This is a genomic window from Emticicia sp. SJ17W-69, assembly GCF_051209875.1.
Lineage (GTDB): Bacteria > Bacteroidota > Bacteroidia > Cytophagales > Spirosomataceae > Emticicia.
Genome location: NZ_JBNTQY010000001.1, coordinates 2,404,042 through 2,421,304, shown reverse-complemented (window position 1 = coordinate 2,421,304; position 17,263 = coordinate 2,404,042). Strand labels below are relative to the sequence as shown.

The following is a 17,263-nucleotide window of genomic DNA, read 5'->3' as shown; positions in this document are numbered from 1 at the left end:
AAAGTTTTTAAATTTAGAAACTGAGGTTTAGTCCTATAGTAAATGTTTTGGCTTGTCCAACCGAGTTTTTCTCTACGCCTGGTGTTGTATTTGAATTTCCATTCACTGAAGATTCTGGGTCTGTTCCAGTATATTTAGTAAGCAAGAATAGATTTGAGCCTTGAGCATAAATACGAACCGAATTAATACCTGATTTGGTGACTTTACCAAGTAAAGTAGTTGGTAAACGATAACCAATTGAAGCATTTTGAAGGCGAATAAAATCTGCTTTTTCGGCATTAGTTGATACTGGAAATGACGAACCACTTGAAGTTTGGTCGTTATAAACCAATCTTGGAATATCGGTGATGTCTCCTGGTTTTTGCCAACGTTTCAAGATTTCAGTAGAGTTATTATAAGCTCTTTGGTCAAGTAATGTAGCTCTTGTCCCATTTTGAATATAGTTGCCACCAGCATAAGAAATATTGAAACTTAAATCGAAATTTTTGTATTTGAAATTATTGGCAAAACCACCATAAAAAGTTGGTAAAGCATTACCTATTAAGTAATAATCTGCTCCTGTAATAGCTGGAGCCTTTGTTCCATCAAGATAAGTCCATTGGCTTTGACCTGGAGCTACAACTTGACTAAATTGCACTTTTTCTCCTTTAGCATTGATGAAAATTCTTTGACCATTAGCAGGATTTACCCCGTCCGTTTTAGCTCCATACAAACTACCAACCGAATAACCCACACGAGTAATATTGGTTGTTTCATAAGAAACGTGTGTTGTACCAACAATATCAGTATTTCCATCTGCCAATGCCGTTACTTTATTGGCTATTTTGGTAAAATTCAAAGAAGTTGACCATGAGAAATCGCCTTTGCGAATGATTGTTGCATTAAGACCTAATTCAATACCACGATTATACATCGAACCTACGTTTCCAAGAATAGCATTTCCTGGAATACCTTTTGAAACTGCTTGTGGAGCCGATAGAATCAAACCATCTACATCATTATTAAAATAAGTAGCTTCTAATTGAATTCGGTCATTTAAGAACCCTAATTCCGCACCAATATTGGTTTGCTTGCTGGTTTCCCAACCTAAATTTGGATTTCCAGCTTGTGAGATTGCCCAAGTTGAGGCATTCCCATATAATGAACCACTGTAAAGCTCCAATGAACTATATTCATTACTCAAATTCCCATTGCCAACTCTACCCCAACTTGCACGGAGTTTTACGTTGTTAATGATTCTTGCAAGCGAAGAAGATTTATAGAAATTTTCATCAGAAAGCTGCCATCCTCCTGAAATTCCGCCGAAATTACCAAACTTTTTGCCTGACCCTAAAGCCGAGTTCCCATCACGTCTTAAATTGATTGTTAAGAAGTATTTTTTGCCAAAATCATAGTTCAAACGAGCAAATGAAGACAAAAATGCTCTTTCAGCAATATCATTGTTGGCAGCAGAAATTGCTCCCCAGTTTCCTTGATAATTGGCAAAGAATGGGTCTGAAGTTTGTGTACGTGAAGCACCCCAAGAATTTGTATAAAATTTTTGAAAATCATAACCAATTAAAGCCGCCACAGAATGATTTTTGCCCAATACTCTGTTATAGGCTAATGTATTTGTCCAGTTCCAATTATCTCTTAAACCTGAAGTATTGGTTGCATTACCTCTGCTCGAAAAGCCATTTCCTTGAATCGCACTATCAAAACTCACATTATCAGTTTTTAATCTATCGACTGAATAAGTTGTGGTAAAATTTAGATTTTTTAGCAATTCAGCAACCAATGAAAAGTTTCCGATGATTCTATCATTGTCTGATGTATATCTGTTTTCTCGCAATAATGCCACAGGATTACCCCAGTTACTTACAAATTGATTATTTCCAACACCAATCGTATTCGGACTTGCAGGATTTACATTATATGAGCCATCAGGATTGAAAGCTGTAACATTTGGAGGCAGGGAAATTGCCAAACGTGCCACACCTACTAAGAAAAAGTTTGAGTTTGGCAACGAACCCGCATAAGGAGATTCATTATTACTTGTATTATAAGATACTCCACCTTTAAACTTCAGCCATGAAGTCAATTCTTGGTCAATATTGAAGCGAACCGATTTTCTTTTAAATTCATTGCCAACCAAAAAGCCAGTCTGCTTTGTATAATTGGCTGAAAAATAATAGTTTGTCGAAGCTGTTCCACCCGAAATACTTAAATTATGATTTTGTGAAACACCTTGTTGATAAATATAATCATACCAACGAGTATCTACTGGATTATTATTCGCATCATAATTTGGAAAAAAAATCGCCGAAGCAACTTTATCATTATTGGCATTTCCTCCTAAGATTTTTGCATTCAAAACAGCTTCATTTTTAATGGCAATAAATTGTTCGGCATTAAGTAATTCAGGTAAGCGTGTGATATTTGAAACACCAGCATAGGTTTCATAAGTAATTTTTGGCTTACCCGTTTTTCCACGTTTAGTAGTAACCAATAAAACACCGCCCGCTGCTCTTGAGCCATAAATAGCTGTGGATGCGGCATCTTTCAACACATCAATTGATTCAATATCGGCAGGGTTAATATCACCCAAAGGGTTATTGGGTACAGCGGTACTGGTTGAAATATTACCTGTATTGATTGGAATACCATCAACAACTACGAGTGGATACGAACTTAGTGAAATGGAATTTACACCACGAATACGAATCACTGGAGGGTTGTTTAATACGCCATTGGGTTGAGCAATGCTAACTCCAGCAGCTCGTCCAGACAAAGCTTGGTCGAAACTTTGGACTGGTTGTTCTTTAATAATATCTCCACCTACTCTCACTGCCGAACCTGTAAATTCAGCTTTGGTTTGTGTGCCATAACCAACAACTCTTACTTCACTTAGCAATCTACTTTCTGACACTAATTCTATAGAATAAATAGATTGATTGCTTAATTTTTTTTCAATAACTGAATATCCTATATATGAAAAAACAAGCACTGACTCATCGGGTGCAGAAATTTTAAAATTACCTGATAAATCTGAAACTACACCATTGGTAGTTCCTTTTACTAGAACTGAAACACCTGGCAAGGTTTCGCCAGAATCTTTGTCTTTAATATTTCCCGAAATTACCCTTGTTTGGGCGTACAAAAAACTGCTAAATCCTGTCAGAAAAAAAACTAAAATTAGTCTTTGTAGATTGTTGACTTTCATAAATCTTTGGTTTGATTATTAAAAATTATTAAAAAATTGGTGGAAATAGTAACGTTACAGCAACATGATAATACGACAAACGGCAAAATTTTTACTCATATTTACCTGCTTCGAGAGTGCTTCTCGTTAGGGCATATTTTTTATTATATCGGTCAAGAACAACATGGATTGAATCTTTCTTTTCGTTGATACCTGATAGTATTACTCTTTCTCCCCCATTCAAAACAGTGTATTTCAAAATCATTCGATTGCGTTTTGTTGGACGATTTTCTGCCTCAATACCTTTTGTTCGGCGAGCTGAACGAGCAATTGGGTCAATTTTTGGGTCTTCAGGGCCAATAATTGCCAAGGCTTCTTTTGGAATCCAATTATCTATTTTTGATTTTTCACCTTTTTTCTTGGCATTGGTGCTATTATCTCCACCAAAGTCTGCTCTATTTCCTTGGAATTCTCGGCCTTCTTGGCGATTCCCACGGTTTTTATCTTGTAAATACAATACATTATGTACCGTATCAGCCTCGTAATAAAATACTCGTTGGCCACCTGCTACACCAGTCAACTCAAAAGTTCGATTGATGTCTCTCATGGGAGCCCCTCCGCCATTCGATAAGTCAAGCTCGACTGGTTTATTGGTTTTAAAAGTCAAAGTTGTCCATTTTTCAAAAGTAGCTTGTTGCCATCTCGTGGTGTCCAATGGAGAATATGGAATCACTTGATTATTAAGTTTAAATTCTGTTACATGATAATTTCCACGTAATACTTTGATACCTTTTATAGCAGGTTGCTTATATGGATCGTACAAGAAATTTACGATTGCCAAATAAGTAAATACTGGCAAAAACAAGATAATTGTAGCAGTTTTGAGTGTGATGCGAGTAATTCTTTCCCATGCTTTGGTGAAGGTTGGGTAAAAAACAAAAGGCACAGTGTATTTTTCAAGAATCAATAAATTGTAAATTCTCGGAATATAGCCCACCAATAAAAAGGCTGAAAACAATACAAAATATGAGCTATATACATGTACACCTCCATCGTAAGCAAAGTTTACATATACAATATCAGCTAATGCACCGAAAAGCAAAACTGCCCCCCAGAATGTTGTTGCTCTGAAAAACAACAAAGCTCCCGCAGCTACTTCAACAATACCTGTAAAAACCTCGTACCATGGCACAATACCGATTGATAACCAGTAGATTTTTTGCAAAGTCAAATCACCAAAATCGGTATTTAAGACCCCCCACGATGGATAAGGTAATTGCGTTGGTGTCAATTTTGTAAAACCAAAACCGATGATTCCGATACCTGCACGGTAGCGAACAACCACATTTAGCCAATAATATAATAAGTTATATTCGCTACGTTCTTTTTTTCTGAATTTGGCAATCGCTGTCCAGATAAGTCCAATAACAACAGCAAAAATCAAAGTGATTACCCAAACCGCATAACCTTGAAGTGTAGAACCGAAAATTTTATTTCCAAAAAAGTTTAGTCCTGAACCAAAACGAGCAATATCATAGACATCACGGTAGTGTAAATGCAGCCAATCGAAGGTAAAAATATCTTTATACCAATCCAGATTATTGGGCAAAGTCATGGCAATAAAGAATACAAATGCAATGCGAAAAGCTATTTTCTGCCATTCTTTCCAGGATTTGGCTTCGCCAGAATTTTTGGAATGAGAATTATTTTCAGGTAATTCTTTACCCAAATCTTCACGAACTATATTTAAATGTAAATCAGACATAATTTTAGATTTTTGAATTGGTAAGAATTATAATTTCAAAGCATTTCTTCGACCTGATTTTTTCGCTTCAATGGTCAAATATTTTTTGTTGATTTTATTCAATACAGCATAGATGGAATCTTTACCAGCACTCAAACCTGACAATACGATCGTCGAATCATTTAGGCGTTTAAACGAAAGTTTAAATTGATCAGAAACATGATTTTTATTGCGATTTTTGAGTAAAAGTATTGATTCCGTTGAATCAAAATCATAGCCATAATAATGGCGTCCTTGTGAGCCCGCAAATTCATAAATGCGATTTGAATCTGCCTGATATATCTCTTCGCTTTTTAAATGTTCGATAATTACTGGCTTATTTAACTTGATACTCAATGTATTCCATTTTTCAAAAACCACATTTTGCCACCGAATTGAGTCGGTTTTTGAATAAGGAAGCGTTTGATTATTCCATCTAAACTCACTTACATTATACAATCCACTTGTATTTTCAATACCTTTTTCTTTAGGAAAATGGTATCCATGATGTTTGTATCCTGCATAAGTTTTTGACCCATACAAAACCACAAAAAATAATATAAATACAGTTTTTAAAACAAGTCTGTATTGCTTCCATTTACCATCAAAATCTGGTTGAAAGCGGTTAGGAACAGTTGGTCTTTCAAGAGAAAGTAAATTAAATAAACGGATGGCATCAAAAGCAAAGAGATAGAGAGCAAGAGCAACAAGATAAAATGCGTAAACGTATTCGCCCCCTTCGTAAGCTATATTTGAGATTGCGACATTACCAGCAAATGGTAAAATAATTAAGGTAGAAATGGTGGTAGTTTTACGGTTTAATAAAAGTAAACCAGCCACAATTTCAACCAAACCTAAAAATGATTGATAATTTGGCACAACACCTAAACCGAGTGAAAATAATTTCCATGCTGTAAAGTCACCATAATTGGTATTTAGATTACTAATAGATGGAAATGGTGCTTGAATCGGGAAGTATTTTAAGAAACCATAGGCAATCACGCCAATGGCTAAACGATACCGAACTAAAACTCTCAACCAATAATAAAGTTTGTCGTAGTTGATTTTTTTGGTGTAAGTTTTATCCCAAAGAAATGTACCGATGGCTGCTAATAATATGATAATCAGCCAATTAAAAAAGCTATCATCTCCAGTAAATGTTGGAGAATATCGTGCTAAATAAAAAATATCTCGGTATTGAATTTGAAACCAATTGGTTGAAAACAGGTGTTTAAAGAACCTTAGATCTAAAGGTAGCACCTGTAAAAAGAAGTAAATTCCAAAAAACTTAAAAATAGTTTTTTCTGTATTACTCCATTCATTTTGCGAGTTGAGTTCAAGAATTTTAGACATAGTGATTGTATTTAGGTAAGTGTTTGTAAAACCTAATTTTTAATCAGCCCTATGAAGAAACGCTTCATAAGGCTAATATTTATTTTCTTAATAGCCAGGATTCTGCACCAAAGCCTTGTCAATCAGCAATTCAGTTACAGGAATAGGCAATAAAAGACGATTAGCATCGGTTACATTGAAAACTTGTGCAGCTCGTCCAGTACGAACCACATCAAACCAACGGTGAGGTTCTAAAGCAAACTCTACTCGTCTTTCATTTTCGACAGCCAATAAAAGTTCGTCTTTAGCTGTTGCATTTGCTGCTGCAATTCCCGCACGATCACGGACGGCATTCAAATCGGCAAGACCATCTGAAATTTTATCAAGATTGGCACGTGCCTCTGCACGAATCAAGTAGATTTCAGCTATACGGAAAACATAAGTTGGGTCAGTTGCTGGGGTGCGGTAATATAAATTCCCATACCAACGGTTCTGATTGTCTTTTGCAACGAGCGTACTACGTCCTCCGCCAATTTTGGGGTCATTCAAAAGAGCAACGATTGCATCATTTGGAGCCCATTGACGAGTACCGCCATTGGTTTGTGGTTGCCATTGACCACGATGTGTATTTGTTTCGTTCGAACTATAAAAAATCTCAAAAACTGATTCTTGCGTACCTCTGGCATCATTGGCAAAAAAGGAATTATAAGGTTTTAAAAGCTTATAATTGGTGTCTGAGATTAATTTTGAAGCATATTCTTCAGCTTTTGCCCATTCTTTTAGATATAAATGTAAACGAGCTCTTAAAGCCCAAACCGTTTTGCGAGTTGCACGGTATCGGTCAGTTGTTGCAGGAAGCAATGGTTCGGCAGTTTCAAGGTCTTTCAAAACCAAAGTGTAAGTCTCCGCTTGTGAACTTCTACTTATTCCACTGTTTTCAGTTGGATTTGCCGTTGGTTTTGTAATCAAAGGCACACCGCCCCAAGTACGAGCTAAATCAAAATATGCCAAAGCTCTAATGAAATATGCTTCGCCAACATATTGATTTTTTAAGGCATCGGTCAAAAGCGGGTCAGTTACAGTTGGAACTTTTGCTATGACATTATTGGCTCGATTAATTGTGCGATAAATGGCTGTCCAAGCACCTCCAATTGTAGAATTATCAGCATTTACTTTTTTGTTGATAAATTCTTGTACTTGTGATTGTGAACCTGTCCATTGAATATTATCTCCAGTCAAATAACCAATTGATTGAAAGGTCGTTCCGTAATAACTACCATTACTCAATGCGGAATACACTCCTCTGAGGGCAGTTTCGGCTGAGCTTTTATCAAAAATTGTTTGTGTATCAGAAATTGATTCTAAAGGCTTTACATCTAAAAATTTATTACAAGAAACACTTGATGTAAGTAATCCTATAGATAATATATATTTTAATGCTCTCATTATTCTATTAATTTAATTTGTTTCAAAAAATTGACCTTAAATTAGAATGTCAAACTTAAACCTGCTTGAAAACTACGTGGTTGTGGAGGTGTTCCTAAGTCAATACCTTGGGCATTTTGATCGCTACTTGCACTTGATTCAGGGTCAAGTCCTGTATATTTAGTCAATAAAAATAGGTTAGTACCATTTACATATACTTTCAAAGCATCGGCTTTTAATTTATTGGCGATTGACTTAGGGAAATTATAAGCTAAATTTAAACTACGAAGGCGTAAGAACGAGCCATCTTCCAACCAACGGCTACCGCCATCACGGTAGTTATTTACATTTACACCATCAGGTCTTGGTACATCAGTAATGTCTCCTGGCTTTTGCCATCTTACATTATTGCTTGCTAATATTACACGTGCGGCATCTCTTGCCCCTCCGCCTTCACCAAAGAATTTATTATGATTATAAACTTTATTACCATATTGGAAAGCAAAAAATGCTGAAAGTTCAAACCCTTTATAGTTCACATTATTTGTCAATCCACCAAAGAATTTGGGCCAAATACTACCTACAATTTGTCGGTCAGCAACTGTAATTTGTCCATCTTTATTCACATCTTCATAAACCACATTTCCTGTTTCTGGATTGACTGAAAGTTGTTTATAGACCCAAAACGAATATAAAGGCGTACCTTGTTGCTGAAGAATTAAATCACGGCTACCATAACGAAGCGGATTTTCAAGTTTTTCAATTTTATTGATGTTTTGAGCAATGTTAAAGCTTGTTGTCCATTTTAAACCAGCTCTTTGGTAGTTAACAGTATTAATATTCAACTCAAAACCTTTATTGCTGATTTCGGCAGCATTACTCCAATAATTAGCAAATCCCGTAGTGCTTGGTAGAGCCAATTGCAACAAACCATCACGTGTATATTTTGTATAATAGTTAATCTCGAATGAAACTCTACTATTAAACAAAGATGCATCTAAACCAATATTAAATTGATTGGTACGCTCCCATTTCAAATCTGGATTTGCCAATTGTTGAGGAGCAATACCTGGACTTCCTTGATAAGGAGCTCCGCCAGTCCAAAGACCTTGGGCAGCGAAGTTTCCGATACCATTTTGATTTCCAACAATACCATAACTTGTACGTAATTTCAAATCATTCAAGAATGTTACATCTTTCAAGAAGGTTTCTTGCTTGATTCTCCAAGCTGCACCCACCGCTGGGAAATATCCCCATTTTCGGTCAGTTCCAAATCTTGACGATCCATCAGCTCTTACACTGAAATTAAATAGATATTTACCATCAAATCCATAATCAGCTTTAGCAAAGAAAGAGGCCAAATTGCTTTTACTCCAACTTTGTGTACTGGTTGTAGTAGCTGCCGATGATATAATTTTGAATGAATTATTGGCAAAACCACGTCCTTCGGCATAAGTTCTGGTCAAAACATCACTTTGAAGTGTATTTCCTACCACTACACCAAACGAATGTTTATTCCCAAATTTTTGACGATACGAAAGGGTTTGTTCATTAAGCAATGAAGTAAATTGGCTAATTGAAGATGTGGCAAGTCCGCCTTGAGCTCCTAAGAGTAAGAATGTATTCCAATACTCTGATTCATTATAGTTATTATAATCAGCACCCCAGCTTGAGCGTAACTTTAAGTTTGGTAATAACTCTGCTTCGGCATATAAATTACCTATATAACGTAAACTCGTAGAATTTACATCATAATTATCAAGTAATAAAGTAAGGTTATCAAATCCAGCACGACCCACCAAAACACCATTTTCGGTAGGTGAAAGATAAGTCGGTGTGTGCAAAGCTGCTTGCAAAAGTCCGCCTTGCGGACCATCACCAGCACGAGCCTGATTTCGATACGTTCTACTAAATGAGTTGCTTACACCAATTTGTACTCTATCATTGATTTTTTGGTCAAGATTGACTTTAAAACTTGCTCTATCAAACGTAATAGGTTTCAAAATTGCTTCTTGTGAGTTGAAACCTCCACCTATATAATACTTGGTTGTTTTTGTTCCACCAACCAATGAAATATCATAACTTTGAAGTGCTGCAGTACGGAATGCCTCGCTCAAGCGGTCATAAGTTTTTTGTTCTTCAGGCAAACCTCGTCCGCCTTCCGATACAGGTCTGAATGGGCGATTAGCGAAAGTTCTGTTAAGAGATGGCGTATCCTTTCCTGTGTTGATCCACCATTCGTTGACGAGTTGAGCATGTTCATGGCCAGTAGTCAATTCCCAAAGCTTGATTGCTTTCGCTTGACCATAACTTACATTGAAGTTTACTTTTGGAGCTTGTTCAAAATTTCCTCTTTTGGTAGTAATTAAAATTACGCCATTTGCACCTCTTGAACCATACAATGCTGTAGCCTCTGCATCTTTCAATACCTCAATACTTTGAATATCTGTTGGGTTAAGGTCAGCAATAGGTGATGTGGCTTTACCACCTGTACCAATCGTTTGTAAACTATTACTATTGATAAATACGCCATCGACTACATAAAGAGGATCATTATCAGCATTGATTGAAGTGGCTCCACGTACTCTTACATTAACACTTTCACCAGGAACACCTGTAGGTGAAGAAATCTGAACACCTGAAACTTTTCCTTGTAATTGAGCATCAATACTACCGACTGGAATGGAACTTACTTCTAATGGGTTGACCTTTGTAATCGAGCCTATTAGATTTTTACGTTCTTGCGTACCGTAGCCTACGACCACAATTTCTCCTAATTGTTTTGCATTTGATTGTAATGAAACCACAATCGAACTGGTAGTTGCTAAAACTTCTTTTACTTCATAGCCAATATAATTGACGATGAGTGTGTAGGGTAATTTTTGTCCAGTTTTGAAGTAAAATTTACCATCAGCGTCTGAAATAACACCATGAGTAGTCCCTTTGATTTGAATCGAAGCTCCAATGAGTGGCTCATTGGTTTTTTCATCTAAAACCCTCCCCGAAAGCGTGGAGTTGATCGTAGCATCTGAACTCTGGGCCATCATTCCATTCGGAATTAATAAAATAGCCAACAAAAACTGTACAAGTAATCTTTTTTTCATTTACTTTGCAATGGTTAAATTAAAAAATAAGGTACTGGGACGATTGCTAAGCAATCTCCTGAATCATTCCGCAATGAGCCTTTTTTTGACCAGCCACTCTTGTTCCAGCAAGAGTGGCAATTTTTGGCTTTATATATTTACTATTTGTGTGCTTTAATCAAGTGTTGCAAATGCCTGTTCGATATCTGCTTTAATATCCTCAATGTGTTCAATTCCTAATGAAATTCTCAATGCTGTTGGTTCTACCCCTGCAGATTTCTGTTCTGTTTCTGAAAGCTGAGAATGGGTTGTTGAAGCAGGATGAATAATCAAAGTTTTTGAATCTCCTACATTAGCTAAATGGCTGATTAGCTGCAAGCTATTAACAAATTTCTCAGCTCTTTGTTTGTCGCCTTTTAGTTCAAAAGATAATACACCACCATAACCTCTTTCAAAGTATTTCGTAGCCAAATGATGATGCGGGCTACTTTCTAAGCCTAAATAGTTAACACTTTTCACCTGTGGATGATTTTGCAACCATTTTGCCAAACTCAGTGCATTTTCATTGGTTCTTTCGATTCTCAAAGAAAGTGTTTCAAGTCCTTGCAATAATAAAAACGAATTGAATGGGCTTTGTGCTGGACCCCAATCTCGCAAGCCTTCTACTCTTGCCCGAATAATAAATTGGATATTTCCAAACGGTCCTCCGATGCCAAAAACATCATTTAATACCAAACCATGATAACTTGGTGAAGGAGATGTAAACTGAGGGTATTTTCCATTTCCCCAATTGAATGTTCCTGAATCCACTATTACGCCTCCGATTGTTGTGCCATGTCCGCCAATCCATTTAGTAGCTGATTCTACCACAATATGAGCTCCATGTTCAATTGGTTTTACGATTGCTCCTGCCGCCCCAAAAGTATTATCAACAATAATGGGTAAATCATATTTTTCTGCTAATTTGGCAAATGCTTCGAAATCAGGCACTGCAAAACCTGGATTTCCGATTGATTCCAAATAGATGAATTTAGTTTTTTCATCAATCAGTCTTTCAAAATTTTCTACTTTATCATCTATAGAAAAACGAGCTTCTACTCCAATATTTTTAAATGAATTTTTGAATTGGTTATACGAACCTCCATACAAATAAGGCGTCGTAACAAAGTTATCACCAACCGTCGTAATATTATTAATAGCAATAAACTGTGCTGCATGTCCTGAACCAACCGCCAAAGCAGCTACTCCACCTTCGAGAGCCGCAATACGTTTCTCAAAAACATCACTCGTTGGGTTCATGATGCGAGTATAAATATTCCCAAATTCCTTCAATGCAAAAAGGTTTGCACCATGCTCAGCATTATTGAAAACATAAGAAGTAGTTTGGTAAATCGGCACTGCTCTTGAATTAGTGGTTGGATCGGCCGTCTGTCCAGCGTGCAATTGAAGTGTTTCGAATCTCATTTTGTTTTTTGTTTATTTATATGATATTAATAAGGTTGAAAATGCTTGTGAATTAATACCGATAGACAGTTCCAAAGAAGCATTAAATAAACAACCACCGAATATTCAAGCACTCGATGGAAACCGTCATATCTGGTATTTATGCTACTTATTCGGTTAGATGAATAACTGTTTTGAATAATATAATTTTAACAATATTATAATCTATATAATCCATAGACAAAGTAAATTATTTAAATTTCATATTCCTAAAAAAAGAAAAAATTATTTAAATATTATTAATATAGTACAATTATTTATAAAATATATTAAAAACAAAAATAATATAATTAATTGATAATCAAGACTTTATTTTTTTTGATGTAATAAAAAGGCCTAAAAAGCATCAGGCCTTTTACCCACTTTGTAAGAATTTATTGTTCTTTTGGCAGTCATAATAAACTTTTATAAATATCAATATAAACACTTCTCAAGCATGCACATAAGACAATTCATTCACTACAATTTTTCGTTTTTCTGACCTGAATGCACGAGCTATCGCACGAGCTGTGGTATCAATTTCAAATAATGAATTATATTTTGAAAAAGAAAATCGCACATTCTCTCCATCCGATTTTGGGTATAAAGAACTAATGACATGCGATCCGCCTTTTGATAAATTTAAGCAAGCACTTCCACTCGAAACCTGAATACCTTGCTCATCTAAAATATTGAGTAATAACTTATTATCGGGCAAAGATGGAAAACGAGCATTCAGAATATTGGGTAAACTATTGGTTAATGAATCACTTTCTCCATTAAATTCAAAATCATCTAATCCAAGTTTTAATAGACTACCAATCAGACGTTCCTTCAAAAATGCAAGATGTTTTTTATTTTTTTCAATGTTTTGATCTGCAATTTCCAAAGCTTTGGCAAAACCAACAATACTTGCTACATTTTCGGTACCACCACGATAGCCACGTTCTTGTCCTCCTCCGTGTAATAATGTATTCAAAGTTGTTCGCTTACGAGCAAATAAAAATCCAATGCCCTTTGGCCCATGAATTTTATGTGCCGAACCAACCGCAAAATCAACGCCATTTGTACCTAAATTAAGTTGGATTTTCCCAAGGCTTTGTACAGTGTCCGAATGCACAACTGCTCGATATGTCTTAGCAATTTCGCTCACTTCTTCTAAATTGGTAATGTTTCCTATTTCATTATTGACGTGCATTAAACTAACCAAAGAGCGTGGATTTTCGGAAAGCAGTTTTGTTAAATGACCAAGGTTTACATTTCCTTTTTTATCAAGATTAACGAAACTTAGCTTGATTTTATTCTTATAAAAATGCTCGGTATAAGTTTCTAAAATAGACTTATGCTCAATCGGACTCGTTATTATATGCTTTATTCTATAAGCATCTAATGAACTCGTAATAGCCCAATTATTGGCTTCGGTAGCCCCTGAAGTAAAAAATATTTCTTCAGGAAATACATTTAAAATATCTGCAATGGTTTTTCTTGAAGTTTCAATGGCTTCATGAACTTTACGTCCTAAACTATGATTAGATGATGGATTACCATAATATCTGTAGAGATATGGCATCATAGCGTTCAAAACTTCCGAGTCTATTGCCGTGGTGGCAGCATTATCTAAATAAATATTCATGGTATTATTTGAAAAAGCTTTTAGTTAATTGATGAAGTGTAATTATGTCCTGATTTTTGAATAAAACTTCTTATTGCTTAAGATTATGATAAGATTGAGTCAAAAAAACAATTTTGCTCAATCTTACCTAATACTATTCAACCTTTAACTCATAAAAAACAAAATACGAAGTGTTACTTTACTGATACTATCTTTATTATAATGCATTTACAATTGCAATATTGCCCCAATATTCACCAGTAAACTTCTTGCCTTTCCAAACCAATTTAGAATTTTTAGCATCTACTTTAAGCGTTTTGTTACCTTTTTTGTCATCGTATCCTATCGCAAATGACGAAACAAACCATACGCTGAATAATGCGAAATGTGCTACTTTTTTCATGATCTTCTTTAGTTTAAATAATAATTGTGAATAATATTTTGTGCTGAAAATAGCCTTTTAAGTATAGATCATAGGCAAGTTTCATTCATAAACAATGCTTGTTCGCAGTTTATGAAGCACTAAATGCTTGTCTATAAATGAGATTAAATAAATTTATCGTGATTGTAAACTCAACAACAGCAATAACGAATCATATTATTGTTGGAGCAAAAATGATGATTGGCAAAAGTGCCATTAACAAAAGAAGGGTATGACAATACCACCATTGTCTGGCTATTGAAGCTGAAATTTTTCATGTTTTAGTTTAATTATTATTGACTTATCTGTTTAGGAATTGGCACCTTACTGGTGGTTAGCAGGTTGCCAGAAGTTCATTGAGCCTAATCTCTTTCTTCTTCTTAATAAATCTTATTACTCTACTTATTCGATAGACAAAGTTACTTTATATTAATTTACGAACAAAGCTTTTTTTGTTTTTTTTTAGAAATTTTAAATGTTAACTTTTTAAGTTGTGAGAAGGGTTTGATAAATTTCGAACAAAGAGCCAATGATATATTTGAATGATTGACGAATTTTATTGAAGTAAATCTGGGTAAATTAATGACAAATCTACCCAGAATGATTAGTTCAACAAAATCACGTAAACACGTAATGTCTATTCTATATGATTGAATTTCTTTTTCCGTAAATGAATTGCAGATAAGTTCTTTTAGCAATGCTAATAATGTCATAATCTATTGCTAAAATTATCAATGCAATCAATGATAAAATCATAATGGTTGGTTGCGGGAAGTAGATAATAAACGGGAAAGAAATGATAACAATTCTTACAAATTCGATATAAAATACCCATCTACGTTGTTCCAAGATCGCTCCACAATTAATGAGCGTACTAATGATAAGTAATGTAATAATCGTCTGGAAAAAATTATTGATATAATGTTCAAAAAGCAAAAAGGTAAACAGCGTCACAAGCATAAAAACCATCTGAACTAAAACATATTTTTTAAACTTATTCGACTGAACCTTGACCTTATGTTTAGACAAAAGTTTACTTTCCACTACGGCACGTGCATTAGGGTCGAAATTACTTGGCGAACCGAAGATTACTTTTACTTTATTCCAAAATCCTTTAGTTTTTGATACCGAGTAGGCAATTTCAACCAAAAAATGAAAATGTTGCCAAAGGAAACTTTTACTTTCGAGTTGCTTGGTCAAGCCAAAAACAGCGGGTTCAGTTTCTTCAGCATAAGTACCAAAAAGTTTATCCCAAATGATAAACATATCACCATAATTTTTGTCTAAATAAATTTCATTACTGGCATGATGCACTCGGTGGTGGGAGGGCGTAATGATGATGTATTCAAGAATGCCCAATTTACCTACAAGCTGAGTATGGGTGAAAAATGGATAAATCCCATGAACAATCAATAAAACACTAATCATGTGCGGAGGAAAACCAATGATTGGTAAAATTGACCAAAAAAGTGTTCGGACAACCGCCTGAAAAATGGTAATACGTGCGGCAGCGGAATAATTAAACTCTTCACTCGAATGATGTACCACATGGAAACCCCAAAATAGATTAATTTCATGCCCAAAACGATGATACCAATACCAAATTAAATCTGTTGTCAACAGTAAGGCAATCCATAATAAAATGGAAGGTTTTATGTCAAAAATAGCAAAATGGTCGTGTAGATAAACATAAAAGAAGTAAAATCCTCCTGCCGTAAACATATCGATCAAACGCTCAGCAATCCCTACATTCAGGTTTGCAATCGTTGTACTGAAACTGTATAAACTTTTACCTTTTTTCTTGGAAATATAATATTCTAAAGCAATAAAGAAAAAGAAAAAAGGAACAGCGAAAGCCATAATATTGAGTTTCATAACCTTGAAGATTTGAGTTAGAAAATAACTATACTATAGAATATCAGCCAATGTCATGTTTTCATAAACACTTAAATTGGCATCTCGTACTTTCATCATTAAGGGCCTAATTTTGCACGCTTCTTCACTCTCACAATCATCGCATTTTCCATAAAAATGTAATGAAACACACAATGTTGGTGCAATGGGACCATCTATTAATCTTATCAGTTTGGCTATAACTATTTGATCTGGTGGAGAATTTAGAAAATACCCGCCGTTTTTTCCTTGCGTGCTGCTCAAAATACCTGCTCGACGTAAATCGTGCATAATTGTTTCTAAAAACTTTTTAGGCAAATTATCTTCGGCAGCAATTTCACTTAGTGTAATTGAGGATTTAGTTGCATAGTTTTTTGCCAAAACACTGAGTGCTTTTAAGGCATATTTTGCTTTCTTGGTAATCATTCCTCTTAGTTTTTTGAAGTGTAATACGCTATTTTAGCCAATTAATCTTTGCTAAAAATCAAGTTTCTTAATAGACCTTTTCCTTGTGTCCATGCTCCGACGTCCGAATCACTATTAATATGGCCTTTTTTGCCTATATTTATAAATTTACTTCCCCAATAGTCTGCCATTTTTTCAGCTTTTTCAATTGGGCAATAATGGTCGTTTGTACTTCCCACTACTAGGCTTTTGAAGGATAACTTTGTTTTAGGAAGTGGCGAAAATGAAGTAATTTTATTGTCTGTCAAAACCTCCACATCAGGTGGAGCAACCAGCAATGCTCCGAGAATTTTTGACTCATTAGGAAATTTTTGGGCATAATGAGCAACAGTTAGACAACCTAAACTATGTGCTATTAATACAATCGGGTCTTTGATTGAATCAATGGTTTGCTTTAATTCATTTACCCACTTTTCTCTTTCCGGATTTTCCCAATCTTCTTGTTTAACTCTTACAAAACTTGTTGGTTTTTGTTCTTCCCACAATGTTTGCCAATGCCAATCATCAGAATTAAATAATCCTGGTACATTGATAAATTTTATTTGAGTATCTAACATGAACGCAAAAGTTTAAGAATTTAGGTTGC

General features: G+C 35.1%; 11 protein-coding genes and 1 riboswitch. All 11 genes read right to left on the bottom strand.

What is annotated here, in order from left to right:
* Nucleotides 1-13: 13 nt before the first annotated feature.
* On the bottom strand, nucleotides 14-3,202 hold the full coding sequence (locus tag ACQUQZ_RS09910; RefSeq protein WP_435354734.1) for a SusC/RagA family TonB-linked outer membrane protein: 3,189 nt from the start codon (nucleotides 3,200-3,202) through the stop codon (nucleotides 14-16).
* Between the two features lie 91 nt (nucleotides 3,203-3,293).
* Nucleotides 3,294-4,946: a hypothetical protein gene (locus ACQUQZ_RS09905; RefSeq protein ID WP_435354733.1), complete on the bottom strand. Its 1,653-nt coding sequence runs from the start codon at nucleotides 4,944-4,946 to the stop codon at nucleotides 3,294-3,296.
* A 27-nt stretch (nucleotides 4,947-4,973) separates the two neighbouring features.
* The gene (locus ACQUQZ_RS09900; RefSeq protein WP_435354732.1) at nucleotides 4,974-6,317 is read right to left on the bottom strand and encodes a DoxX family protein; all 1,344 of its coding nucleotides are present in this window, start codon (nucleotides 6,315-6,317) and stop codon (nucleotides 4,974-4,976) included.
* 87 nt (nucleotides 6,318-6,404) lie between these two features.
* The gene (locus ACQUQZ_RS09895) at nucleotides 6,405-7,742 is read right to left on the bottom strand and encodes a RagB/SusD family nutrient uptake outer membrane protein (protein ID WP_435354731.1); all 1,338 of its coding nucleotides are present in this window, start codon (nucleotides 7,740-7,742) and stop codon (nucleotides 6,405-6,407) included.
* A 41-nt stretch (nucleotides 7,743-7,783) separates the two neighbouring features.
* Nucleotides 7,784-10,825 (bottom strand): SusC/RagA family TonB-linked outer membrane protein, encoded by a 3,042-nt coding sequence (locus ACQUQZ_RS09890; RefSeq protein WP_435354730.1) that lies wholly within the window; start codon nucleotides 10,823-10,825, stop codon nucleotides 7,784-7,786.
* A gap of 153 nt (nucleotides 10,826-10,978) precedes the next feature.
* Complete coding sequence (locus tag ACQUQZ_RS09885) at nucleotides 10,979-12,268, bottom strand: O-acetylhomoserine aminocarboxypropyltransferase/cysteine synthase family protein (protein ID WP_435354729.1); 1,290 nt, start codon at nucleotides 12,266-12,268, stop codon at nucleotides 10,979-10,981.
* A 469-nt stretch (nucleotides 12,269-12,737) separates the two neighbouring features.
* Nucleotides 12,738-13,919 carry a cysteine desulfurase family protein gene (locus ACQUQZ_RS09880; protein ID WP_435354728.1) on the bottom strand — a complete coding sequence of 394 codons (1,182 nt, stop codon included), beginning with the start codon at nucleotides 13,917-13,919 and terminating at the stop codon, nucleotides 12,738-12,740.
* Between the two features lie 196 nt (nucleotides 13,920-14,115).
* Nucleotides 14,116-14,301 (bottom strand): hypothetical protein, encoded by a 186-nt coding sequence (locus ACQUQZ_RS09875; protein WP_435354727.1) that lies wholly within the window; start codon nucleotides 14,299-14,301, stop codon nucleotides 14,116-14,118.
* 316 nt (nucleotides 14,302-14,617) lie between these two features.
* Nucleotides 14,618-14,709, bottom strand: a riboswitch (SAM riboswitch).
* Between the two features lie 252 nt (nucleotides 14,710-14,961).
* Nucleotides 14,962-16,194: a sterol desaturase family protein gene (locus ACQUQZ_RS09870; protein WP_435354725.1), complete on the bottom strand. Its 1,233-nt coding sequence runs from the start codon at nucleotides 16,192-16,194 to the stop codon at nucleotides 14,962-14,964.
* A gap of 33 nt (nucleotides 16,195-16,227) precedes the next feature.
* Nucleotides 16,228-16,638: an RrF2 family transcriptional regulator gene (locus tag ACQUQZ_RS09865; RefSeq protein WP_435354724.1), complete on the bottom strand. Its 411-nt coding sequence runs from the start codon at nucleotides 16,636-16,638 to the stop codon at nucleotides 16,228-16,230.
* 41 nt (nucleotides 16,639-16,679) lie between these two features.
* Nucleotides 16,680-17,234, bottom strand: coding sequence for an RBBP9/YdeN family alpha/beta hydrolase (locus tag ACQUQZ_RS09860; protein ID WP_435354723.1), 555 nt, complete (start codon nucleotides 17,232-17,234; stop codon nucleotides 16,680-16,682).
* Nucleotides 17,235-17,263 lie beyond the last annotated feature (29 nt).